At 50.2% G+C, this 22,610-nt stretch carries 27 protein-coding genes and 1 tRNA gene; 25 read left to right on the top strand and 3 right to left on the bottom strand.

The window, feature by feature from the left end; genetic code table 11:
* The first annotated feature begins 16 nt into the window (after positions 1-16).
* The 9 genes from trhA to IEY53_RS13230 all read left to right on the top strand — a co-directional run bounded on the left by trhA (position 17) and on the right by IEY53_RS13230 (position 5,758).
* Positions 17-664 (top strand): PAQR family membrane homeostasis protein TrhA, encoded by a 648-nt coding sequence (gene trhA / locus IEY53_RS13270; RefSeq protein WP_189025579.1) that lies wholly within the window; start codon positions 17-19, stop codon positions 662-664.
* A gap of 117 nt (positions 665-781) precedes the next feature.
* Positions 782-1,138: a putative DNA-binding protein gene (locus IEY53_RS13265; protein ID WP_189025577.1), complete on the top strand. Its 357-nt coding sequence runs from the start codon at positions 782-784 to the stop codon at positions 1,136-1,138.
* 21 nt (positions 1,139-1,159) lie between these two features.
* The gene (gene ffh, locus IEY53_RS13260) at positions 1,160-2,545 is read left to right on the top strand and encodes a signal recognition particle protein (RefSeq protein ID WP_189025575.1); all 1,386 of its coding nucleotides are present in this window, start codon (positions 1,160-1,162) and stop codon (positions 2,543-2,545) included.
* 414 nt (positions 2,546-2,959) lie between these two features.
* A complete protein-coding gene (rpsP, locus tag IEY53_RS13255; RefSeq protein ID WP_189025573.1) occupies positions 2,960-3,232 on the top strand; it encodes a 30S ribosomal protein S16 in 273 nt (90 codons plus the stop codon).
* Positions 3,233-3,254: 22 nt separating this feature from the next.
* Positions 3,255-3,485: a KH domain-containing protein gene (locus IEY53_RS13250; protein ID WP_189025571.1), complete on the top strand. Its 231-nt coding sequence runs from the start codon at positions 3,255-3,257 to the stop codon at positions 3,483-3,485.
* Between the two features lie 88 nt (positions 3,486-3,573).
* Positions 3,574-4,098: a ribosome maturation factor RimM gene (gene rimM / locus IEY53_RS13245; RefSeq protein WP_308424219.1), complete on the top strand. Its 525-nt coding sequence runs from the start codon at positions 3,574-3,576 to the stop codon at positions 4,096-4,098.
* On the top strand, positions 4,098-4,889 hold the full coding sequence (gene trmD / locus IEY53_RS13240; RefSeq protein WP_189025677.1) for a tRNA (guanosine(37)-N1)-methyltransferase TrmD: 792 nt from the start codon (positions 4,098-4,100) through the stop codon (positions 4,887-4,889). The genes rimM and trmD overlap by 1 nt, the downstream gene beginning before the upstream one ends.
* Positions 4,890-5,141: 252 nt before the next feature.
* Complete coding sequence (locus IEY53_RS13235) at positions 5,142-5,282, top strand: hypothetical protein (RefSeq protein ID WP_189025567.1); 141 nt, start codon at positions 5,142-5,144, stop codon at positions 5,280-5,282.
* 402 nt (positions 5,283-5,684) lie between these two features.
* Positions 5,685-5,758, top strand: a tRNA-Pro gene (locus IEY53_RS13230).
* A 308-nt stretch (positions 5,759-6,066) separates the two neighbouring features.
* Here the strand turns inward: IEY53_RS13230 and IEY53_RS36065 are convergent.
* The gene (locus IEY53_RS36065; protein ID WP_353953970.1) at positions 6,067-6,150 is read right to left on the bottom strand and encodes a putative holin-like toxin; all 84 of its coding nucleotides are present in this window, start codon (positions 6,148-6,150) and stop codon (positions 6,067-6,069) included.
* 608 nt (positions 6,151-6,758) lie between these two features.
* Here IEY53_RS36065 and IEY53_RS13225 point away from each other — a divergent pair.
* Positions 6,759-6,992, top strand: coding sequence for a hypothetical protein (locus IEY53_RS13225; RefSeq protein ID WP_189025565.1), 234 nt, complete (start codon positions 6,759-6,761; stop codon positions 6,990-6,992).
* Between the two features lie 65 nt (positions 6,993-7,057).
* Here IEY53_RS13225 and IEY53_RS13220 read toward each other — a convergent pair whose 3' ends face one another.
* Positions 7,058-8,008, bottom strand: a complete 951-nt coding sequence (locus tag IEY53_RS13220; RefSeq protein WP_189025564.1) for a hypothetical protein — start codon at positions 8,006-8,008, stop codon at positions 7,058-7,060.
* Between the two features lie 220 nt (positions 8,009-8,228).
* On the opposite strand from IEY53_RS13220, the gene IEY53_RS13215 reads away from it, so the two are divergent.
* The 11 genes from IEY53_RS13215 to IEY53_RS13165 all read left to right on the top strand — a co-directional run bounded on the left by IEY53_RS13215 (position 8,229) and on the right by IEY53_RS13165 (position 17,612).
* Positions 8,229-8,513, top strand: coding sequence for a hypothetical protein (locus IEY53_RS13215; RefSeq protein WP_189025563.1), 285 nt, complete (start codon positions 8,229-8,231; stop codon positions 8,511-8,513).
* Positions 8,514-8,661: 148 nt separating this feature from the next.
* Positions 8,662-9,006, top strand: coding sequence for a 50S ribosomal protein L19 (rplS, locus tag IEY53_RS13210; RefSeq protein ID WP_036688590.1), 345 nt, complete (start codon positions 8,662-8,664; stop codon positions 9,004-9,006).
* A 216-nt stretch (positions 9,007-9,222) separates the two neighbouring features.
* Positions 9,223-9,843: a signal peptidase I gene (lepB, locus tag IEY53_RS13205; protein WP_189025562.1), complete on the top strand. Its 621-nt coding sequence runs from the start codon at positions 9,223-9,225 to the stop codon at positions 9,841-9,843.
* A gap of 29 nt (positions 9,844-9,872) precedes the next feature.
* Positions 9,873-10,733: a ribosome biogenesis GTPase YlqF gene (ylqF, locus tag IEY53_RS13200; protein WP_189025561.1), complete on the top strand. Its 861-nt coding sequence runs from the start codon at positions 9,873-9,875 to the stop codon at positions 10,731-10,733.
* A 206-nt stretch (positions 10,734-10,939) separates the two neighbouring features.
* A complete protein-coding gene (gene rnhB / locus IEY53_RS13195; RefSeq protein WP_229696127.1) occupies positions 10,940-11,566 on the top strand; it encodes a ribonuclease HII in 627 nt (208 codons plus the stop codon).
* Between the two features lie 109 nt (positions 11,567-11,675).
* Positions 11,676-13,856, top strand: a complete 2,181-nt coding sequence (locus IEY53_RS13190) for a TP0910 N-terminal domain-containing protein (RefSeq protein ID WP_189025560.1) — start codon at positions 11,676-11,678, stop codon at positions 13,854-13,856.
* Positions 13,853-14,155: an EscU/YscU/HrcU family type III secretion system export apparatus switch protein gene (locus IEY53_RS13185; protein WP_189025559.1), complete on the top strand. Its 303-nt coding sequence runs from the start codon at positions 13,853-13,855 to the stop codon at positions 14,153-14,155. Before IEY53_RS13190 ends, IEY53_RS13185 begins: the two co-directional genes overlap by 4 nt.
* Positions 14,152-14,538 (top strand): YraN family protein, encoded by a 387-nt coding sequence (locus IEY53_RS13180; RefSeq protein ID WP_189025558.1) that lies wholly within the window; start codon positions 14,152-14,154, stop codon positions 14,536-14,538. The genes IEY53_RS13185 and IEY53_RS13180 overlap by 4 nt, the downstream gene beginning before the upstream one ends.
* Positions 14,539-14,724: 186 nt before the next feature.
* Positions 14,725-15,138: a hypothetical protein gene (locus IEY53_RS13175; protein ID WP_229696126.1), complete on the top strand. Its 414-nt coding sequence runs from the start codon at positions 14,725-14,727 to the stop codon at positions 15,136-15,138.
* Between the two features lie 66 nt (positions 15,139-15,204).
* Positions 15,205-15,714, top strand: a complete 510-nt coding sequence (locus IEY53_RS13170) for a metallophosphoesterase (protein WP_189025556.1) — start codon at positions 15,205-15,207, stop codon at positions 15,712-15,714.
* A 191-nt stretch (positions 15,715-15,905) separates the two neighbouring features.
* On the top strand, positions 15,906-17,612 hold the full coding sequence (locus tag IEY53_RS13165; protein ID WP_189025554.1) for a YifB family Mg chelatase-like AAA ATPase: 1,707 nt from the start codon (positions 15,906-15,908) through the stop codon (positions 17,610-17,612).
* A 68-nt stretch (positions 17,613-17,680) separates the two neighbouring features.
* On the opposite strand, the gene IEY53_RS13160 is transcribed toward IEY53_RS13165, so the two are convergent.
* Complete coding sequence (locus tag IEY53_RS13160) at positions 17,681-18,109, bottom strand: organic hydroperoxide resistance protein (RefSeq protein WP_189025552.1); 429 nt, start codon at positions 18,107-18,109, stop codon at positions 17,681-17,683.
* A gap of 147 nt (positions 18,110-18,256) precedes the next feature.
* On the opposite strand from IEY53_RS13160, the gene IEY53_RS13155 reads away from it, so the two are divergent.
* The 4 genes from IEY53_RS13155 to dprA all read left to right on the top strand — a co-directional run bounded on the left by IEY53_RS13155 (position 18,257) and on the right by dprA (position 22,593).
* Entirely contained in the window at positions 18,257-18,736 is a 480-nt protein-coding gene (locus tag IEY53_RS13155) for a MarR family winged helix-turn-helix transcriptional regulator (RefSeq protein WP_189025550.1), read from the top strand.
* A 351-nt stretch (positions 18,737-19,087) separates the two neighbouring features.
* Positions 19,088-20,248, top strand: coding sequence for an ADP-forming succinate--CoA ligase subunit beta (sucC, locus tag IEY53_RS13150; RefSeq protein ID WP_189025548.1), 1,161 nt, complete (start codon positions 19,088-19,090; stop codon positions 20,246-20,248).
* A gap of 60 nt (positions 20,249-20,308) precedes the next feature.
* Entirely contained in the window at positions 20,309-21,238 is a 930-nt protein-coding gene (gene sucD, locus IEY53_RS13145) for a succinate--CoA ligase subunit alpha (RefSeq protein ID WP_189025546.1), read from the top strand.
* Between the two features lie 236 nt (positions 21,239-21,474).
* Positions 21,475-22,593: a DNA-processing protein DprA gene (dprA, locus tag IEY53_RS13140; protein WP_189025544.1), complete on the top strand. Its 1,119-nt coding sequence runs from the start codon at positions 21,475-21,477 to the stop codon at positions 22,591-22,593.
* The last annotated feature ends 17 nt before the right edge of the window (positions 22,594-22,610 follow it).

Here is a 22,610-nt window from a genome sequence, read left to right as displayed (position 1 = left end):
TACGGAAGGATAGGATATGGCGAATACACATACTTACAGTCGTAAGGAAGAGGTAGCCAATGCGGTTACACATGGAATCGGAGCTGTACTGAGTGTAGCTGCGCTTGTGCTGCTTGTGATGTATGCCAGTCAGAACGGCACGGCTTGGCATGTGGTAAGCTTCTCGATCTATGGAGCCACGATGCTGATTCTGTATCTCAACTCCACGCTCGTGCATAGTCTCAGAGAGGGAAAGGCGAAGGATTTCTTTGAATTTCTGGATCATTCCTCCATCTATTTGTTTATTGCAGGTACTTACACGCCCCTAATGCTCGTAGCTATCCGGGGAACCTTGGGCTGGACCTTGTTTGGCATTGCCTGGGGAGTGGCGGTGTTCGGTATCTTTTTCAAGGCGTTTTTTGTCAAAAAGTTTCTGTACATGTCCACAGTTTTCTATATCGCCATGGGCTGGATGGTCGTAATCGCCTGGAAACCGCTCTCTGCTGTAATGGATGGCGGAGGAATGACGATGCTGCTGATCGGCGGATTGCTGTATACGCTGGGTACTGTTTTTTATGTATGGAGGGCTTTCCCTTACCACCATGCAATATGGCATCTTTTTGTCCTGGCCGGCACCGCAGTTCACTTCTTTGCTGTACTGATCTATGTACTCCCTATCCAATGATTTAACAAAGATTAAGATGACAAGTAAAAAGGCTTGACATCTTTCTTTGTTTTAGGTATCATAAGGGACGTTGTGAAGCTGTAAAGTGTTTTTCCTTGACGAAAGGGAGTGCCCTTAATGAGTCAGGAGAATAGGCTCGAGAAGACGAATCGGATTAATCTATTGTTTGCTTTCTATGAACGGCTGCTTACCGATAAGCAGCAGACGTTCCTTAAATATTATTTCCATGATGATTTCTCCCTGGGAGAAATTGCTGCTGAATTTGAAATCAGCCGCCAGGCCGTATATGAGCATATTAAGCGGGCAGAACAAGTCCTGGAGAATTATGAAGAGAAGCTTGGTTTGCTTGCGAAGCATGAAGACCGGAATCGATATTTGGAAGAATTGCGCAGACTGCCGGATGATGGGATGCTGCCTGAGCAATATAAACAGCGGTTCATGGACCTTGTGGATCGTTTGCAGAGGTTAGAGTAGCATGAAGGGAGGAAACTGCATATGGCGTTTGAAGGATTAACCGGTAGATTGCAGAATGTATTCAGCAAGCTGCGCGGCAAGGGCAAGGTATCGGAAGATGATGTTAACGAAGCCATGCGCGAAGTGCGGCTGGCCCTTCTGGAAGCTGACGTTAACTTCAAAGTAGTCAAGGACTTCGTGTCCAAGGTGAAAGAGAAGTCCGTGGGCAAAGAAGTGATGGACAGCTTCACTCCCGGCATGGTCATTATCGATATCGTAAATAAGGAATTGACCGAGCTGATGGGCGGAAGCCAGGCAAAGCTGGCCAAGTCGAACAAGCCTCCGACGGTCATCATGATGACCGGTCTGCAGGGGGCTGGTAAGACCACCACTTCAGGCAAGCTGGCTAAGCTGCTGCAGAAGGGCAATCATCGCCCGCTCCTGGTAGCGGCCGATATTTATCGCCCGGCTGCCATCAAGCAGCTGCAGGTACTCGGTGAACAGATTAAAGTGCCGGTGTTCTCGCTGGGGGATCAGGTAAGTCCGGTGGAAATCGCCAGACAAGGTGTCCAGCACGCGAAGGACAACGGTTTGGATTATGTGCTTATCGATACCGCAGGCCGGCTGCATATTGATGAAGAGCTGATGGAAGAGCTGAAACAGATCCACAGTGTGGTTACTCCTGATGAGGTATTGCTGGTAGTCGATGCAATGACTGGTCAAGATGCCGTCAATGTGGCCGACAGCTTCAACAAGCAGCTTGAGCTTACCGGCGTTGTACTTACCAAGCTTGATGGTGACACTCGTGGTGGTGCCGCGTTGTCCGTCAAGGCTGTCACCGGCTGCCCGATCAAGTTCGCTGCATTGGGCGAGAAGATCGATGCGCTTGAGCCTTTCCATCCGGAGCGGATGGCTTCACGGATTCTGGGCATGGGCGACATGTTGTCGCTGATCGAGAAGGCCCAGATGAACATTGATGCCGACAAAGCCAAGGAAATGGAACGCAAGATGCGCAACGCAGAATTTACGTTCGACGATTTCCTGGAACAAATGGATCAGGTGAAGAAGCTTGGTCCGATCGATCAGATTCTCGATATGCTTCCTGGCATGAACAAGGCCAAAGGCATGAAGGATCTGAAGGTCGATGACAAGCAGATGGGCCGTGTCGAAGCGATTGTGCATTCCATGACCAAAAATGAGAAGCGGCAGCCCGAGATCATTAACCACAACCGCCGCAAGCGTATTGCCCTCGGCAGTGGTACCTCAGTCGCTGAGGTTAACCGTCTCATCAAGCAATTCGATGAGATGCGCCGCATGATGAAGCAATTCTCCGGCATGATGGGCGGCGGCGGAGGTAAAGGCGCCAAGAATGCGATGAAGCAGCTTAAGGGCCTTGGCGGCAAAGGGATGAAGTTCCCTTTCCGCTAAAAGGGGAAACGATGATCGACAGTACAACGTCAGATCATCTTCCGGTCTTTGGCTATTGGTCTTAAAGATGATCGACAGTATAACGTCAGATCATCTTCCGGTCTTTGGCTTTTGGTCTTAAAGATGATCGACAGTATAACGTCAGATCATCTCTGGTATTTAGCTTTTGGTCTTAAAGATGGTCGACAGTACAACGTCAGATCATCTCTGGTCTTGTATAGATACCGCAGCAGTTAAGCGTGTCCCGCAAGGGACGATAAGCGCTCATAATCCAGAACATCCCAAGTCCCGCTAGTCTGAACACCCACGCCAATTGCACTTGGCGGGTGTCCAGAGGGCAGAGCCCTTTGGGGCCCTCCCTTGGCTAAGGGAGGGTTTGGGAGGGATCGATACTTTTTTAAGGAGGTGAATTTCGTGGCAGTACGTATTCGTCTGAAAAGAATGGGTGCACATAAAGCGCCTTTCTACCGTGTAGTGGTTTCCGATTCCCGGTCCCCTCGTGACGGTCGTTTTATCGAGGAAATCGGTTATTATAATCCGATTGAAACACCGGCAGTAGTAAAGATCGATGAAGAAAAAGCTCTTAAATGGCTTCAAACAGGTGCGCAAGCATCGGATACCGTCCGCAACTTGCTTTCCAAAGCTGGCGTGATGAAGAAGTTCCATGAGCTGAAGCTTCAGAAATAATGACTGATTGCGAGGGTCCTCTATGGAAGAATTAGTTGCAGTTATTGCTAAGGCTTTAGTGGATCATCCAGAAGATGTGGCGGTACGGACCGTGGAGAAGGATCACCTGACGGTTTATGAACTTTCTGTGCATCCGGAGGATGTAGGGAAAGTCATCGGCAAGCAGGGGCGGATCGCCAAAGCGCTTCGTACAGTAGTCACATCTGCAGCAGTCAAGAGCGATAAACGCGTGACCGTAGATATTTTATCTTAATAATGCGTTCATTGAGGGGCTAGGGATAGTATATCCCGGCTCCTTTTTGTTGAAATATATAGGAAGAAGATTGTGAAGGAGGATGATTGTGATGGAAGAGCTGACAGTAGGCAAGCTGGTGAATACCCATGGAATCCGCGGGGAGATCAAAGTATTGTCGCATACCGATTTTCCTGAGGTGCGTTTTGCTCCCGGTAAAAAGCTGATGGTCATTCCTGCGGACGGAGCCCCGAAATTCGAGGTCATTGTAGACTCCTCCCGGGAACATAAGGGTATGTATATCGTGAAGCTTCAGGGATATACAAATATCAATCAAATCGAGAAGTATAAGGGAAGCCTGCTTAAAGTGCCAAGCGATGATTTGGTGGAATTGCCGGAGAACGAATATTATTTCCATCATATTGTGGGTTGTGAGGTCTTTACTGAGGAGAACCCGGAACAGCCTCTGGGTACCATTAAAGAAATATTGCAGCCGGGAGCGAACGACGTCTGGGTGGTAAAACCTGCCACAGGCCCGGATATCCTTATTCCGGTCATTAATGAGGTTGTGCTGGATGTAGACACCAAAGCCAAAAAAATTAAGGTTCATCTGATGGAAGGGCTGCTGCCATGATGCGCATCGATGTGCTGACGCTGTTCCCTGAAATGTGCGAGAGCGTATTTGGCACAAGTATTCTGGGCAAGGCATGCGAAAAAGGAATCGTTTCTCTGAACGCAGTCAACTTTCGCGACTTCTCCGGCAACAAACACAACAGTGTGGACGACACCCCTTACGGCGGGGGCGGGGGGATGGTGTTGAAACCGGACCCGATATTTGCTGCGGTGGAGCATGTGCTGAAGGAATCGGCGGGGCCACTGGGAGATCAAGAGTCTCTGGCTACCGGACAAGCCGCATCTGGGGTGAAGCCGCGTATCATTCTGATGTGCCCGCAAGGTAAACCGTATAATCAGCGGATCGCAGAGGAACTGGCCCGGGAAGAGCATCTTATTTTTATATGCGGGCACTATGAGGGGTATGATGAACGGATTAGAGAGCATCTGGTGACCGACGAGTTGTCCATGGGGGATTATGTCCTGACCGGTGGAGAACTGCCGGCATTGACCGTGATTGACTCTGTGGTTCGGCTTCAGCCGGGGGCATTGGGTAATGAAACTTCAGCTGTCTCTGACTCCTTTAGCACCGGATTACTGGAATACCCGCATTATACACGCCCTGCGGAGTTTCGCGGCTGGAAGGTGCCGGACATTCTGCTAAGCGGCCATCATGCCAACATTGAAGTGTGGCGCCGGGAACAAGCGCTGAAGCGCACACTGGAGCGCCGGGCGGATCTGTTGGAGACAGCAGAGCTTAGCCCCAAAGATCTGCAGGCGCTGAAGCGTTTAAAAGAGAATGATCCACAGTAATTTGCTTATTTTCTATAAAATGGAATATGACACGTCTTTTTAGCGTATCTTACGTTGAGGAGGCGTTTTTTGTTGTGATTATTAATGTAAACGAAAAATCAATAGTTTCTTGTGAATAGACACAAAAAATTCATATTTAGATACGATCAAATGTGCGTAATCTCCCTGAAAATAGGGTAATAGATAGAGGTGGCGCAATAACAGATGCAACTGAGATGTAATGAGCATAACAATTGAAAGGAATGAACTGAAGTGACTACGAACACGCATGAAGAATTCAAGCAGGACGTGGACGCGAACCCTAAGAAAGCGGAGCCGCTCCGCACCGTAAATGATATTATTGACTTCTATACCAATCGTAAATCCTATGGCGAATCGTCCATAGCCAAATAAAACCGGGAATCGTCCACATTAAAAAATTCTATAGCTGTAGATAAGACCCTTAAAGACAGGTGAATGAACCATTCACACTTTAAGGGTCTTATCTTTTGCTGGAAGATACAGGTGAACAGAACGGCAAATAAAAAAGACCGTCCGAAGACGGTCTTTCTACCCGTGGCGCTGTTCTAAAACCTTGCTCCGTATCCCGCGCCACCAAAGGCAAATTCATTAGCCAATGGTCCGGGTAAGGGATACGTTCAGCATGTCATGATTGATGTGAACGCACCTCCTTTCCTTGTGGCAAGAGTATAGCATAGCTTTTGTAAAATAGCGATTAAATTATAAAAGAAAAGTAAAATTTTTGACTTGAAATAAAGATACTTCTGCGGTATATATAAGGAAGAGAATGTTTGTCGGGGTATGGCGCAGCCTGGTAGCGCGCACCCTTGGGGTGGGTGAGGTCGCAGGTTCAAATCCTGTTACTCCGATATTAATTTAGGTATCAATGGTTTTAGTCACTTTGTGGCTGAAATTTGGGATATAATTTTGTAGAATAGCTGTCAATTGAAAAGGACTGCACAAAAAATGGGCTATACAGGTTGAGGAAGAGAACGGGTTGGATTTAATAAAAAAAATTATAAATGGGTTTTATATTCTAAGTCATATACTGTATACTATAGTCAAAGGAGTCGTGCGTGTAACACGACTCCAGGGCAATAGCCGCTTTTAAGGGCGGTAGGCTGCGACAGAAAAATAATGGACAAAAAGTAGACCAGTTACCTTTGCCGAGGGCGGTCTACTTTTTGTTGTGGAATGATAGTATAAGAACAACCAAAGTCGCGAATGAAATCATTAGCGTTAATGTGTCTTTAACTGTCATATGGGCATCCCTCCCTTCTATCGAGAGGTAGCCGACCGCCCTTGTAAGCCTATTCTATTGCTTTAGTGATTATATCATATTTTGTAAACGAGTGGCATTTATTTACACTGATTTATCGATCGTGGGTTGAATGGATTTATAAATATAAAGAGCCACTCCTGATGCCTTTCAGCATTCAAGGGGTGGCTTTTTATATGGAAACAAGAGAGTGTTAGGACTTGCGAGTGAGTCTGTAAATACCTGTACAAAGAGCATAAAATGCGGCTATTGCAAGCAGAATGACGGCCCAAAAATAATTATGGACGGTAAAAATTAAGGATGACAATATAATAGATACCGTGATGCGCAGCACACCTTAATTTACAACCCGGCTATTGCTTCTAACCATCAGACGAGCCTCCTTAAAAGTTATTCTCACGCGGGAATGGACGTTGCTTTAGCTTACAGTAATAGGTTTCATAACTATATATAACCTGTATGGAACCCAATAATGCCTGACAGAACAGAATATTTGGTCGCCCTGCGGCACTGTCAAGTGTAACTTAGCCGTTACCGGCACATCGCTCTCCTCATAGACTGTGGCATAACGAGTGAGGGGGAGTAGCAGGGTGGAGGCATATTATAATTGTTTGCGCTGTAAAGACAAGAAGGTGCGGATTCTAACGGTGGATGGAAGACAGCATGAGGGTGTTATTGTTGATGTGGATAGACATCATGTCTATTTGAAGACAGAGGGGAGAGGGCGGGTTCAGACTTCGGCTTTTTATCCCTATGCCAATCCTTACGGCAATCAGATTCTAACCTTAAGCCTGTTTACATTACTGGCCATCGCCCTGATCTGATCCACAAGCCAGCGCAAACGGAGCGCCCTTATAATGGGTGCTCCGTTTGTTTGTTGCTCAAGTTATTACTGAACTCTAATTGCACCAATTTGTGTGCTCAGGGTGATCAGCGGGCCGCCGCCATTGACATCGCTTGTGCCTTTATCGGCTCCCGTGATTTGTCCCAGCTCACTTGAGGTCTCCAGACTGTATTGTAAATCATCGGGCAGAGCAGCGGTAATGCTGCCTACCTGGCTCGTGCTAGTTAGACTGCTGCCGCTTATAAGATCCGCAATATCGAGTTGAATGCTGCCGGTGTCTGACTCAATAGTGGATTTGCCGGAAAGCACAGCCTTTTCGATATGAATTGCTCCAACATCGCTGGCCACGTTGTAGTTCCCTTTTAAACCACTCATATGAATTTGCCCGACATTATTTTGAATTTCATAACTGTCGATAAAAGAAGGCACTTCTACCACATAATTGATGCTGAAATCCGAGAAGCCGTATTTCTTCTGTGCCCAAGTCCACAGATCTTTGTCCGGGTTGTCCTTGGCGTGGGTAGAGAGCTCCACTTGATCTCCGTTAATCTCAATGGAAATCTCGGCGTTGTCGAGTATTTGTTGGCGATCGGATTCGTTAGCCGACCGGTTATGTGACACAATAGTAGCGGTGACATTAATTGTATCGGCAGAGCCGGATTGAACCTTCACCTCTCCGACGGCATTATTCATGCTCAGGACAGTGGCGGAACCGATTTCCCGGGAGGCTGTAAGCTCCTTGCGGATACTATCGGCTGTGACTTCATCGACAACCTGTGTCACGGCGTTCTGAACACTTTGCTCGGTGATGGCAGCAGCTTCTCCAACCCCCTCTTTGATTGCTGTCCCCAAATCCTCGGCAAAGGTCTCCGTGAAATTCTGCTCCGCAGTTTTGGTTTGCTCCGCCTTACCCGGCAATTCTGTGCATCCTGATAAAAGTGCCATAAACACCAGCGTAGCTGCCGTGATGGTCACCGACTTGTAATTCCTTTTCATTACATAAATCCTCCTTTTATTATGCTGCTGCATGATTCTTAGGTTTGTACTCACGATATGTACATCTTCTGTTCCATTATATACTACGGAAAAATTTCGAATAACAGGCTGCAGGCGGGTTGGAATACTGGACTAAAGACCAGGGAAAGCTCTGACTACAATTCAATTTACAAGTGTGCTAAACTGAGTGAAAGATATCCGGGGGGTGAATGAAGCCCAGGTGAGAATGATATTAGCGGTTATTATTTTGTTGGTATTGGTAGCTCTGTATATAATCATTCGCAATCGGAGACAAACGGGCGGCAGCAAGCGGGAGGGCAGCAGTAATGTAGTCTCGATGGAGCGGCATCGCAAACGAAAGCAAAGCTCCGGTGAACAGCAGTGCTCCGCATGCAAGAAGAGGAATGGCAAACTGGTCTTTTATGCCGAGGATAACGGGACCGTGATCGGGCTTTGCAAGGACTGTCAGAGCAAGGCCAAAAAGAGGGATATGCTGCCGTTGTAAATTGTGAAATATAGGTTGTATTAGTTATGGTAATATGATATTATTATTTCTGTTGTGTGGAATACGGTGGTCCGCTGCGGATAATGAAAGAGAGCAAAGATCTCTCTGGAAGAGGCAAGAACACCTGTACGGAAGGAGGAAGTCCCTAATGAATATCCTACAAGCTATTACACAAGAGCAACTTCGTAAAGATATCCCGAGTTTTCGCCCGGGAGACACTTTGAAGGTGCATGTAAAAGTTATCGAGGGAACTCGTGAGCGTATCCAGTTGTTCGAAGGCGTTGTAATCAAACGTCGCGGCGGTGGAATCAGTGAGACTTTTACGGTTCGTAAAATTTCTTACGGTGTTGGTGTGGAGAGAACATTCCCAATCAACTCGCCTAAACTTGAAAAAATCGAAGTGGCTCGTCGCGGTAAAGTTCGTCGTGCTAAGCTTTATTATCTTCGTGAACTGCGCGGTAAAGCTGCAAGAATTAAAGAAATCCGTCGCTAGAATAGTGACAAAGGGAAGGGGCTTGAGTTCAAGCCCCTTTCGTTTTATTCCTAAGAGTGAATACAAGGGTTGAGACATATATAGCGCTGGGGACAGGCTTCTCCGAAAAGGCCTCCTGTAGGAGTATCTGTGGAGGATTTTTGGCAGGAGTTTTTTTGTGGTGTATAGTAAAGAAGTGCAGAAAAATGGAAATACATAAAGAAAGGAAGGTGAACTATGCAGCAGGATTTGCAGCAAGGACAAGCGGAGAAGGTGGAGACGGGTGGCGAAAGCCCGCGTAAGCCGAAGAATGAAGTGCTGGAATGGATTAAGGCCATCGCCATTGCTTTGGTGCTGGTCATACTGATTCGCTGGCTTTTGTTCAAGCCGTTTATTGTGGATGGGCCTTCCATGCAGCCCAATTTCCATACTGGCGAGCGGGTTATAGTCAATGAGATATTGTATGATATCAGATCCCCTCAGCGCGGTGAAGTCATTGTTTTTCATGTGCCTTCAGAAGGCCGGGATTTCATCAAACGCGTGATCGGGGTTGCGGGAGATACGGTTAAAGTGGAAGGTGATGTCGTTACGGTCAATGGCGAGCCTGTGAGCGAGACGTATATCCAGGGTGCTATCGATCAAGCCCACAACAACAATTCGCTCTACAATAATAAGAATTTTCCCAACGAGGATTTTGCCGATGCAACTGTGCCTGAAGGGCATGTGTTTGTGATGGGTGATAACCGCTCGGACAGTACAGATAGCCGGATGATTGGTTATGTGCCACTGGATGATATTGTAGGCCGTGCAGATCTGATTTTCTGGCCGCTGAAGGACATTACATTAATTAACCATTAAGGTGACGGAAGTCAAAGGAGGTGACGGCAATGGCCATTCAATGGTTTCCTGGTCATATGACGAAGGCGAGACGGCAAATCGAGGAAAAGCTGAAGCTGATTGATGTAGCAATAGAATTGCTTGATTCCCGTCTGCCGCTTTCCAGTCGTAATCCGATGATTGACGATATTTTGCGGGATAAGCCAAGGCTGATTCTACTGAATAAAGCGGATCTGGCTGATCCGGAGGCCACGCGGAAATGGCTCGCTTATTTCAAGGAGCAAGGGCATGTTGCCCATCCGGCAGATGCCTCCACAGGTACAGGGGTTAAAGAAATTCCGGAGCAGGTCAAGCTGCTGCTGAAGGAGAAGATTGATCGGCAAATTGCCAGGGGAATGAACCCGCGGGCAATGCGTGCCCTGATCGTCGGCATTCCCAACGTCGGAAAGTCCACGCTGATTAACCGCATGGCCGGACGGGCAATTGCCGCAGTCGGTGACCGTCCGGGGGTAACCAAAGGGCAGCAATGGATTAAGACAGGCGGTAATCTGGAGTTACTTGATACTCCGGGAATCCTGTGGCCGAAGTTCGAGGATCAGGAAGTAGGCTATCGTCTGGCGGTAACCGGTGCGATCAAAGAAGAGATTCTGAACGTTGAAGATATCGCTTTTTATGCTGTGAAATATCTGGTGAAGGATTATGGCTCCCGATTCAAGGAACGCTTCGGTATTGAGAAGCTGCCTGAAGATTTGGAGAATCCGGATGAGATCGTAGCGGTGCTTGAGGCGATTGGCCGCAAACGCGGATGTCTGATCAGCGGCGGCCGTGTGGATTTGGAGAAAGCCTCACGGGCGTTGCTGCACGAGCTGCGGGCAGGCAAGCTGGGACGTTTTACATTGGAGATGCCTTAATCTTAATTAAGGCACTGTGAAATATTTAGGGTATGGAAGAGCCATCCGTAATCAGGGGATGGCTCTTTTTTTTGTGGATGCTATAAGGGCGAATGATCAAGTGCCTTGGCTGAATAAATATAAAGAGGGATGACCATTTCGGCTTGTGTGTGGTAAGCTGACTTGTACAGAATTTTAATGTGAATTTGCAGATGGTGGTGGAGAGTGTGAGCACAATAGATTTGCTTTTATATGAAAAAGAGGGCTGGGAACAATCTTATGGCCGTATCGCCGGTGTGGATGAGGTAGGCCGGGGTTGTCTGTTCGGGGATGTAGTGGCAGCTGCGGTGATTCTGCCGGAGGGGCTTATCATAGAAGGTGTGGATGATTCTAAAAAACTGACGGCCAAAAAGCGGGATGCACTGTTTGAGATCATCATGGAGCAGGCTGTGGCAGTTGGTGTAGGGCATGTGGATTCTCTAGTCATAGATGAAATCAATATCAAGCAGGCTTCCAGGCTGGCGATGAAAAAAGCAGTCGAAGCTCTGAATCATACTCCTGATTATATGCTGATCGATGCCGAGAAAGTGGATTTGCCGCTGCCGCAGCGGGCCATTATCAAAGGAGACGCAAACAGTCAGTCCATTGCGGCCGCCTCTATCGTGGCCAAGGTGACTCGCGACCGGCTCTGTGAAGGATTGTGGGAAGAATTATATCCGGATTATGGCATTGCCATACATAAAGGCTACGCAACGAAGCTGCACCGGGAACAGATTACCCTGCTGGGACCAACGCCGATGCACCGGCGCAGCTTCATTGGCAAGATACTTGCCGAGCAACAGACGTTGTTCTAGGTGTCATTCTTTTTTTATGAAAAAATAAGCTTTGAGAAGCTCTAACTTCTCTTAAAAAATTCGCGGTCTGCCGATATATGAAGAAAGGGTTGGAGGGAGGAGGAACGGTATGAATATCGGATCATTGATTCGCGGGCTGCTCGGTGACAGCAAACCCGGCGAGGCCAAGTCGCTGGAGTTGAAAGAAGGCCAGGTCGTAAGAGGCGTTGTTCTAAGTGTATCGGATTCAGGGAACGAAGCGGTTGTACAGATTCAAGGCACACCGGTCCGTGCAGAGCTTGCTACTCCACTTCAGCCGGGACAAACGCTGAATTTGCAGGTAGAGGCTCCCGGAGAGGGAGGTCTGCCGGTATTAAAGCCGGTCTCCCTCGGCGAAGCGGCACTGGTCTCTCCGCAAAACATGGGAGAGGCTTTGGAGTCACTGGGTTTAAGTGGTTCCAAGGCCGGACGGGAGATTATACAGGCCATGCAGTCCGCTGGATTGCCGCTGAGCAAAGAGCTGGCAGCGAAGCTGGATACAGTGATGAATGCCAAGCCTGCGGCTGTACCGGCTTCAGAATGGCTGGAAGCGGCTGTCCTTTCAGTGAAGCGGGGGCTTCCAGTTACGGCGGAAACAGTAAAGGGCTTGCAGCAGGCGGTTTTTGGGCCGCAGCTGCATCAGCTTCTGGCGAATCTGGAGGAGCAGCTTCATCTTTGGGCAGGTCAAGAAGCGGGAAAAGAAGGAGGCAAAGACGCTGCGGCAGCGAATAAGCCTGGTTCTTTACCTGCTACGGCAACTGGTAGTGCAGCTGCGGCGGGTGCAGCAACAAGTACAGCAACCGGTGAAGCAGCTGCACCGAATGCTGGTAGAACTGGCCCGGATACAGCTTCGGCGCCGGCAGCGGCCAAGACAGCGATCCCGGCAGCCGGGCAGAACATGACAACAGATGAGACTGCAGGCAGAGTCCCGCAGCAAGCAGTGGGAACGGGAACTGCCGGAAGTGCAGGGAATGTGCAAGGAACGGGCCAGAATAATTCTGCCAGTCTTCATCAAACGGCAGCCCAGACCGTAACCGGAAATGCGGTTGTTCCTAATCCGGGGAATCCGGAAGTGTCTGCTCTACCAGCGGTAGCGGCTTCCGAGAGCGAAGCGGCGCCTCTTAAGAGCAGTGCAGCCGCTGTAACCGCAGCCGTACCGGGAACGGAGAGCAGTGAAGTGTCAGCTGCCTCATCCAAGCCTGTGAGTCCTGCCGAGGCAGCGGCTCCCCGCAACGTTTCCCCGGGAGCGGCTGCAAATGGTGGAACCGGCTCTGCCGGAAGCGTCAGTCCGGAGGGACCGGACACGCTGCCTGCAGGAGCCGCGGGCGCAGGCGAGCCCGCCGCCGGTAAAGCGGCAGCCGCTCCAGCCGCTGCCGGCGGGGCCGCCCTGCTGGCGAAGCTGCAGGGCGTGCTCTCCGAGCTGCGTGCTGCGCAGCCGCAGCTGAACCCCCCAGCGGCTGCACCGCCGCTGGGAACCCCCGCCCCGCTCGCAGGTGCGGCGGGGCAAGAGCCCGCGCCGGCGGCAGCTGCGCCGCGCGGGGAGACCTTGTTTGCGGCGCCGGTGCAGCCGCCGCAAACGGGCACACCGGCCACCCCCCAGGCGGAGCCGTGGGTGGCCGGTGTGCTGAAGCTGCTCGGTGCGGAGCACGAGCAGCAGGCTGTGCGAGGCAGCGCCGGCACGGCGGCGGCAGCGGGGCCGGCGTCCGGCGGCGGGACTAACGCCGCCGAGACGCTCAAGGGCGTGCTGCTGCAGGTTATCGGCAGCAGCGAGGTGCCGCCGGCGGTCAAGGAGGCCGCCGGCTCACTGGTTCAGCAGCTGACGGGTCAGCAGCTGCTGCTGAACACCGACCGCACCGCGCCATTCGCGCAGGTGACGTTGTTCCTGCCGCTCCAGGGCCGGGATGGACAGGAGACAGCTTCTGTCCATATACAGTCGCGGCGGGGGCGCAAAGGCGAGCTGGATGCCGCGAATTGCCGTCTCTGGTTCGACCTGGACATGAAGCAGCTGGGTCAGACGCTGGTGGATGTCCAGGTAGTAGACCGTATTGTCAGCCTGAAAATGCATAATGATCAACCGGCTGTGCTGGAGCTTATGGAGCAGGGGCGTGAGGACATCCGGGCTGCGGTAGAGTCGATCGGCTATCAGCTGTTGTCTTTAAGGACAGAACCGCTGCCGGAGAAAACACTGGCAGCCGATGCCGCCGGGAACCCGGTCTCCAGACTGGCGGAATATGTTCCGGATGCCTATAAAGGAGTAGATTACCGCATATGAAGGAGCCGGACAATGAAATTCAGCAGAATCTGAAAAAAGCGGTTGCGCTTAAATACACCCCTGGTCAGCAGGATGCTCCGCTAGTTATTGCCAAGGGCCAAGGCGCTGTTGCGGACATGATTCTGCAGAAGGCCAAGGAGAACGGGGTGGCGGTTCAGGAGGATGCTGCGCTGGTGGAAGTGCTGTCCAAGCTGGACCTGGACCAGCAAATACCTCCGGAGCTCTATCAGCTGGTGGCTGAGATTCTGAGCTTTGTGTACCAGAGTGACCGGACCGTCAAAGAGCGTGGCCTTACATGAATGGCTCCTTTTCCGGGGAACGGCATACCCGCAAGGAAAAAGGAGCTGCTGCCGAAAATGCAGCCGTACAATATTTAACCTCGCAAGGCTATCGGGTATTGGAGCGTAATTGGCGCTGCCGCAGCGGGGAGCTTGACATTATAAGCGAGCTGGGACAGACATTGGTTTTTGTTGAGGTGAGAAGCCGCAGCGGCTCCTTGCTGCAGGGAACGCCGGAAGAATCCGTCAATTGGCGCAAAATCCGGCAGGTCCGCAGCACGGCACAGGTATACCTGTACCGCCATAAGCTGGAAGAGCGCAAGGTGTCCTTTGATGTCATTTCCGTTCTGCTGCATGAGGATTTGCAGGTAGCGTCACTGCGTCATATCTGTGAAGCTTTTTGAGGATATTATGAGTAAATCAAGTGATTATTTATTATTTATATCAGCCCTCTTTCTTTAGAAAAACTATGAGTTCGCTTCTTGTAACAAAGAAGATTTTCCAAAGCTTGCACACTGTGGGTCATTTCTGAAAAGAAATGGGTAAACATAAGTGTGAGTTTTTATTGCACCCTGAGGAGGGCTGTCCGAGTGAATAATCAACCGCTGGAGATACAAGTGAGTTTTACTTGCCAACATTGTCAACAAAAAATCCAAGTTGAATTTGGCGGAGAGTCTTTATCGGTTGTATGCTGCGAGCAATGTGAGAAGACTTTCACCGTAATGCGTCCTGCGATTGCTGAGGAGATCCTCATTGATTGGGAAAACGAGGCGTTATTTCAAAAAATCCGTGCTGAAAAGACGCAGAACAGCAACAGCAGTCTTTTGGCGCTTATTATTAGAGTCATTGAACTGCTGACATGGCGTGATAAGGGCAACGGACAGGTGGAGGCAATTAAGGAAATGCGCAGCTGGCTGATAGAGAATGAGGGGCTGCCTCCTTTGGCTGAGCTGATCCAACTAGAAGTGAACGAACGTTGGCACAGACGGGATATGGAGAAATAAGAGACTAAGCCAGGGGAGTGCAACCCGAGTAGCAGAAATTATTATTTTGATGAGAAAGGAGAGAATATGTCTAACGTTTTTTTTACCTCTGACCATCATTTTGGACACAAGCTGATTATTGATTTTGAATCCCGCCCCTTTACGGATGTGGAGCAGATGAATGAGTCCATGATTGAGAGCTGGAACGCAGTGGTGGGCAAAGCGGATAAGGTGTTCCATCTGGGCGACTTCTCGTTTCTGGGCAAGGAAGCGACCCAAACGATCGTCTCCAGGCTGAATGGTTACAAGACGCTGATTCTCGGCAACCATGATCGTGGGCGAAGCAGAAGCTGGTGGCTGGACGCCGGGTTTGATGAAGTCAGTGAGCATCCGCTAATTTACAAGGATTTTTTCTTTCTTTCCCACGAGCCGATGTATATGAACAAACATATGCCTTACGTAAATGTGCACGGTCATATCCATGGTCAGAAATACGAAGGGAAGAATTACTTTAATATTTGTGTGGAGCATTGGAATTATACCCCGCTTACCTTTGAGCAGATCAGGGATTCGGTGGTAGTCAGCGAGGAAGGATAATCGGTGTGATCTGGAGCTTTAAACCTTACATAACTATGTAAGAGTAGGGAATTGGAACCTTTTATTCTGAAAAGGCGGATTTCAAAGTCCATTTTTGGTAAGCTAGCGTTAGAAAATGAGGAAGCACCTTTTTTCTTGGATGAATATACCCGTAAATGGGTTCATTTCAGGAGAAGAGGTGTTTTTTTGTTATGTACGGGAAAATGCATAGCGCATGTTTATACGGAATTGAGGGCGTAATGATCGGAGTCGAGATTGATTTGGCAAACGGTCTGCCCCAAACCAATATTATCGGGTTGCCGGATTCGGCAATCCGCGAAGCGGTGGAACGGGTAAGGGCGGCAGTCAAGAATTGCGGGTTCAGCTATCCGCAACAGCGGATTACAATCAATCTGGCCCCTGCGGATTTACGCAAGGAAGGCTCGGCTTTTGACCTTGCCATTGCGCTGGGTATTCTAACGACTAGCGGTCAGTTGGTTATGCCGGCGGCCAGTGAACTGCTGTTAATTGGAGAGCTCGCCCTGGACGGCAGCTTGCGGCCGGTGACTGGTGTGCTGCCAATGGTGGAAGCCGCCCGTAAAGCAGGTTTTCGGGCTGTCCTTCTTCCGAAGGAAAATGCAGCGGAAGCAGCGCTGATCACAGGAATTACCGTATATGCCGCCGGACATTTGCAGGAACTGCCTGATTGCAGCGGGTCAAACGAAGAGTGGAGCTCTGCCGGGGTACAGCGGAGAGCGAAAACCGGTGTTCAGGCTGCGGACTCCGGTACGGAGCTTACCCGGACTCCGCTTCCTTTCCAGATATCCACCAGCCTGGCAGCTTCCTCCAGAGAACGTCCGCCAGTCAGGGTGCTGGTGCTTGATCATCTAAAGTATGTACCCGTGTCTGCTTATCATGGGAGCTCACTGCCGGCTGCAAACACGGCAGCGGAGGACTACAGTGATGTGCTGGGCCAGCAGCATGTCAAGCGGGCTTTGACCATTGCGGCAGCAGGAATGCATAACATTATTCTGGTAGGTCCACCCGGGACGGGCAAAACGATGTTAATCAAGCGTTTGCCCGGCATTCTTCCCGAGCTGTCCGACAGTGAGGCGCTCGAAGTAACCAAAATATTCAGCGCGGCCGGCAAGCTGAAGGATGCGCACAGCGGCCTGCTGCGCGCACGTCCCTTTCGTTCCCCGCATCATACAATTTCCGGGGCAGGCCTGATTGGAGGCGGCGGAATTCCACGGCCGGGTGAAGTCAGCCTGGCCCATCGCGGTATTTTATTTTTGGACGAGCTGCCTGAATTCTCGCGTAATGTGCTGGAAGTGCTGCGGCAGCCTCTTGAGGATGGGCTGGTGACCATCAGCAGGGCCCGGGCGGCTTTTACGTTTCCTGCCCAATTTATGTTGGCTGCGTCAATGAATCCGTGCAGCTGCGGATTCCTGGGAAGCGGCAGCCTTCAGCAACGATGCACCTGCAGCCCGGCGCGCATTGCCCAGTACAGAGCCCGGATTTCCGGCCCGCTTCTGGACCGGATTGATCTTCAGGTGGATGTGCCCCGGCCCAAGGAATGGGAACGGAACAGTCCGGTCCTGTCCTCGGCTCAAATGCGTCACGAGGTCGCCGCTGCTCAAGCGATTCAGAGCATGCGTTACAAGGATCTGCCGATTGCCTGGAACAGTGAGCTCTCCGGTGCGGCGCTCCGCCGGTATGCCTGTCTCGGCAAAAAGGACGCGGAACTGCTCCAGCAAATCCTTGAAAGTTTGGGGCTTAGCATGCGTGCACATGACCGGATTATCAAGCTCTCACGAACCATTGCGGATTTGGAAGGGGCAGAGGATATTTCTTCTGCCCACCTTGCCGAAGCGGTGCAATACCGGAATTTGGACCGGCAGATTATCCATGAGGAATAAGGTGTTTTTGCGTATTTGCGCAAAATAAAAAGCCATCCGCTGATTGCTCCGGATGGCTTGGGGTTAAATTACAGCACATTGAGCTCTACGACGATATTTCCGCGAGTGGCGCGGGAGTAAGGGCATGCTCCATGTGCGGCCTCGACAAGCTTTGCTGCAGTTTCGTGGTCGACACCTTTCACGAGAACATCAAGCTTGACGGCTATCCCGAAGCCTCCGTCTTCTACTTTGCCGAAGCTTACAGTAGCGGTCACCTCACTGCCTTCGATTTTAACTTTGCCAAGCCGGGCAACCATATTTAATGCTCCGTCAAAACAAGCGGAGTATCCTGCTGCAAACAGCTGCTCGGGATTTGTACCTTCACCGCCGGCTCCGCCCATTTCACGCGGAGTGCTGACTGTCAGGTTCAGTACAGGGCTTTCCGATTCGACGTAACCGTTTCTTCCGCCAACAGCTTTCACAGTAGTTTCATACATTTTTTGCTGGATGGTCATCATAAGTTATCGCTCCCGTTCATGTTATAATGTATTGCACACAATATAATTTAACACAATAATAATAAAAGTCAAACTATTTTTTGCTATTAACATGATCTTGAGGGTGAATTATGATAAAATGAAGGCATAAAGGCGGGTGAATAGGAAATGCAAAATACAAATAAAAACACAAACACAACTCCTGAGCTGCTGCTGGAGAACCAGCTTTGTTTCACCATTTATGCGTGTTCACGCGAGTTCACCAAACTGTACCAACCCCACTTGGACAAGATCGGGCTGACTTATTCGCAGTATTTGGTGATGCTTGTCTTATGGGAGAAGAAGCAGTGTACGGTTAAAGAACTAGGCGAAGCGCTATTCCTGGATTCGGGCACACTGACGCCCCTGCTGAAACGGCTGCAGGCTGCGGGGTGGATCCTGCGGGAGCGTTCGCTGCAGGATGAACGCAAGGTACTGATCTCTTTAACGGAGAAAGGGGCGGCGCTGCAAAGTGAGGCTGCTTGTATTCCTGCCAAAATGGCTGAAGGAACGATGCTCTCCAGCGATGAATTCGTAGATTTGCTGGGCCAGTTCAAGGGGCTGTTGGGCCGCATCCATGAGGCCAATATTTCAGCTTCCAAAAAGTAACAAAAAAGAAGAGTCAATGTGATCGTTCGCATTCCGGCATGAAATCGAGCGAAAATGTATGTATATATATTGAAAGTTTTTAAGGAAAGCGTTTTAAAAACATGTTACACTAATCTGGGTTTCCTTTATTGGCATATCGGCAGTTATGAGCTTGTGTCTTATAATGCCCCTATGTCTCTCGTAGAAACGCGAGGCCGTCTTCGACAGAAAGACGGTTGTGCCGTTTCTGCTTGTTCCGGTATCGCTCTATGAACCGGGACCTCGGACCCGACTTGCGGCAATCAAAACGGAAAGCGGAAGGACGGCAGGCTGCCTGCAGATGTCACCGCAACACTTTAGGAGGCTTCCGGAATGAATATCCACGAGTATCAGGGAAAAGAAGTACTTAAGAAGTACGGTGTATCCGTACCGAACGGCAAAGTAGCTTATACAGTGGAGGAAGCGGTGGAAGCCGCAGAGTCGCTGAGCACACCGGTAGTTGTTGTCAAAGCTCAGATTCATGCGGGCGGACGCGGTAAAGCCGGAGGGGTTAAGGTAGCCAAGAATATTGATGAAGTGCGCAGTTTTGCAGGTGAAATTCTCGGGAAGACACTGATTACCCATCAGACCGGACCGGAAGGCAAGCTGGTACAACGCCTGCTGATTGAAGAAGGTTGTCAGATTGTGAAGGAGTACTACATCGGTTTGGTTGTGGACCGCACTTCCGGACGGATCGTCATGATGGCCTCCGAAGAAGGCGGAACGGAGATTGAGGAAGTCGCAGAAACACATCCGGAGAAGATTTTTAAAGAAATTATTGATCCGGCTGTGGGCTTGCAGACCTTCCAGGCCCGCAAACTTGCTTACAGCATCGCTATTCCAAGCGAACTTGTTGGGAAAACTGTGAAGTTCATGCAAGCGCTGTATTCTGCTTTTGTAGATAAAGACTGTTCCATTGCGGAGATTAATCCGCTGGTCGTTACTGCAGACGGAAATGTCATGGCTTTGGATGCCAAGCTGAACTTTGACTCCAATGCCTTGTTCCGCCATAAGGATATTCTGGAGCTCCGTGATCTGGAGGAAGAGGATGAGAAGGAGATCGAGGCCTCCAAATATGACCTCAGCTATATCGCTCTTGACGGCAATATTGGCTGTATGGTGAATGGTGCCGGTCTGGCAATGGCTACGATGGACATTATTAAATACTATGGCGGCGAACCCGCCAACTTCCTGGACGTAGGGGGCGGTGCAACTACGGAGAAGGTCACGGAAGCTTTTAAGATTATTTTGTCGGATGCCAAAGTAAGCGGTATATTCGTCAATATATTTGGCGGTATCATGCGTTGTGACGTTATTGCCAACGGGGTAGTGGAAGCGGCGAGACAACTCGGCTTGACCAAACCGCTGGTTGTAAGGCTGGAAGGAACCAATGTAAGTCTGGGCAAGGAGATTTTGGCCGGGTCGGGACTCAACATCGTACCTGCCGATTCGATGGCGGATGGAGCCCGCAAGATTGTTTCCCTTGTACAGTAATAACGAAGCGAAGGTGCCAGTTCACGTATTTGACAATATAAGTTGGGATGTGACTTAAGCATGAGCATTCTTGTAGATAAAAATACAAAAGTCATTACACAGGGAATTACCGGTTCCACGGGGCTGTTCCATACCAAAGGAGCCCTGGATTACGGCACACAGATGGTCGGGGGTGTGACTCCGGGTAAAGGGGGGACGTCTGTCAATATCACGCTGGAGAACGGCAGTGAAGTCAGTCTTCCGGTATTTGACACCGTAGTGGCAGCCAAGGCGGCAACAGGCGCCACCGCAAGTGTAATCTATGTACCGCCGGCTTTTGCCGCAGATTCAATTATGGAAGCTGTGGATGCCGGGCTTGAGCTGGTGATTTGTATCACAGAAGGCATTCCGGTGCTGGATATGGTCAAAGTCTCCCGTTATATGGAAGGGCGTTCTACTGTATTAATCGGGCCGAACTGCCCGGGAGTTATTACTCCTGGAGAATGTAAAATCGGGATTATGCCGGGTTATATTCATATGCCTGGTTACGTGGGTGTTGTCTCCCGCAGCGGGACCCTCACCTATGAGGCGGTGCACCAGCTGACCACCCGTGGTATTGGACAATCTTCGGCTGTAGGTATCGGAGGAGACCCTGTTAAAGGCTCCGAATTCATTGATATTTTGAAGCTTTTCAATGAAGACCCGAATACCAAAGCGGTCATTATGATTGGTGAAATCGGTGGGACGGCAGAGGAAGAAGCGGCTGAGTGGATACGTGAGAACATGACCAAACCGGTAGTCGGCTTTATTGGTGGGGCAACTGCACCTCCAGGCAAACGGATGGGTCACGCCGGTGCAATAATCTCCGGAGGCAAGGGTACGGCCAGCGAGAAGATAAAGGTATTGGAAGCCTGCGGGATCAAGGTGGCTCCAACCCCTGCCGAAATGGGCTCTACACTCGTGAGTGTACTTGAAGAACGCGGCATGCTGAATGCCTGCACCACGCACTGATTAAATCCTAATCTCTAACTAACATATTGCTACGAAAGACTCCATCATTTGGATTTCTTTCGTGCGCCCTCCATTAGTAAAGGTAAGCAGCCTTTCTATTCCTGACCAAGGGATAAAAGGCTGCTTTTTTGCGTTTTTATGCAGCTGTTTGGAGTCGTTCGGAGGGTGGTGCTCTTGAATTATGGCGGTACAAAATCGGGAAGGCGGGACCTTCCGCATAAAAGGAGATTATACATATGGATAAGCGTGACCTGTTATTCGGCTTACATGAAACCGAAGGCATTGGCTGGAAAAGCATCGACAAGGTTTGCAAAGCCGGCTTTTTGAGAGAAAATGCATTATCCTGCCGGTTGGAGGAATGGGAAGCTTTCGGTTTTACGGCTAAGGTGTCGAACCAGCTGGCTGCCAATTATTCTGTGGAATGGATTGCAGCACGGCGCGATCAGATGAAAAGTAACGGTGTGGCGATGCTTACTGTACTCGATGCGGATTATCCTGAGCTGTTGAAGGAGACCGCGCAGCCTCCCTGGGTGCTCTATTACCGGGGAAACCTGGACTTGCTGTCGGGGCCAGCCATCGCTATGGTTGGAACACGTGTGCCGACTGCATACGGACGGAAGGTAGGAGCAATGTTGGCAGAAGAGCTTAGTAGCGCAGGGTTCACGGTGGTAAGCGGACTGGCCCGGGGAATCGACAGTGTCTGCCATGAAGCGGCGTTGTCGAAACGGGGGAAAACGATAGCTGTTGTAGCTACTGGATTGGATCAGGTTTATCCGGCTGAGAACAGGGAACTTGAACGCCTGATTGCCAAGGAGGGATTGGTAATTACCGAATATCCTTTGGGCACCAAAAGCCATCCCGGACTGTTCCCGCAGCGCAACCGTATCATTGCCGGTCTTACACTCGGTACGGTGGTTGTGGAGGCGGACGTGCGCAGCGGATCGCTCATTACTGCGGATGCGGCTCTGGAGGCGGGCAGGGATATATTTGCTGTACCTGGACCGGTGACCTCACCCAAAAGCCGGGGAGCGCTGGATCTGATCAAACAGGGAGCTAAGCTGATTACCTGCGGAGCCGACGTTATGGAAGAATATATTTCTTTATTGCCAAAAAACCAGGCGGAGCATGGGATTGAGGGGTCTTTGGCAGCCCCGGCCGGCGAGGGGTACACCGAAAAGAAATTGACAAGTGAGGAGTCTCGACTATACCATATACTGCATCAAGGGCCATTTACGCTGGATGAGCTTCTTGTACGGGCAGAATGGGATTTTGGACATTTGCATTCAGTTCTGTTATCTTTAATCATAAAAAAAGTGGTAACACAATTACCCGGTGCTATTTATAAAGTTATTTAATATAGAAGAGAGCAGTG

Source organism: Paenibacillus albidus, assembly GCF_014644435.1.
Taxonomy (GTDB): Bacteria; Bacillota; Bacilli; order Paenibacillales; family Paenibacillaceae; genus Paenibacillus_AQ; species Paenibacillus_AQ albidus.
The sequence above is the reverse complement of the archived record's forward strand: the minus strand, read 5'-3'. Positions and strand labels throughout refer to the sequence as shown.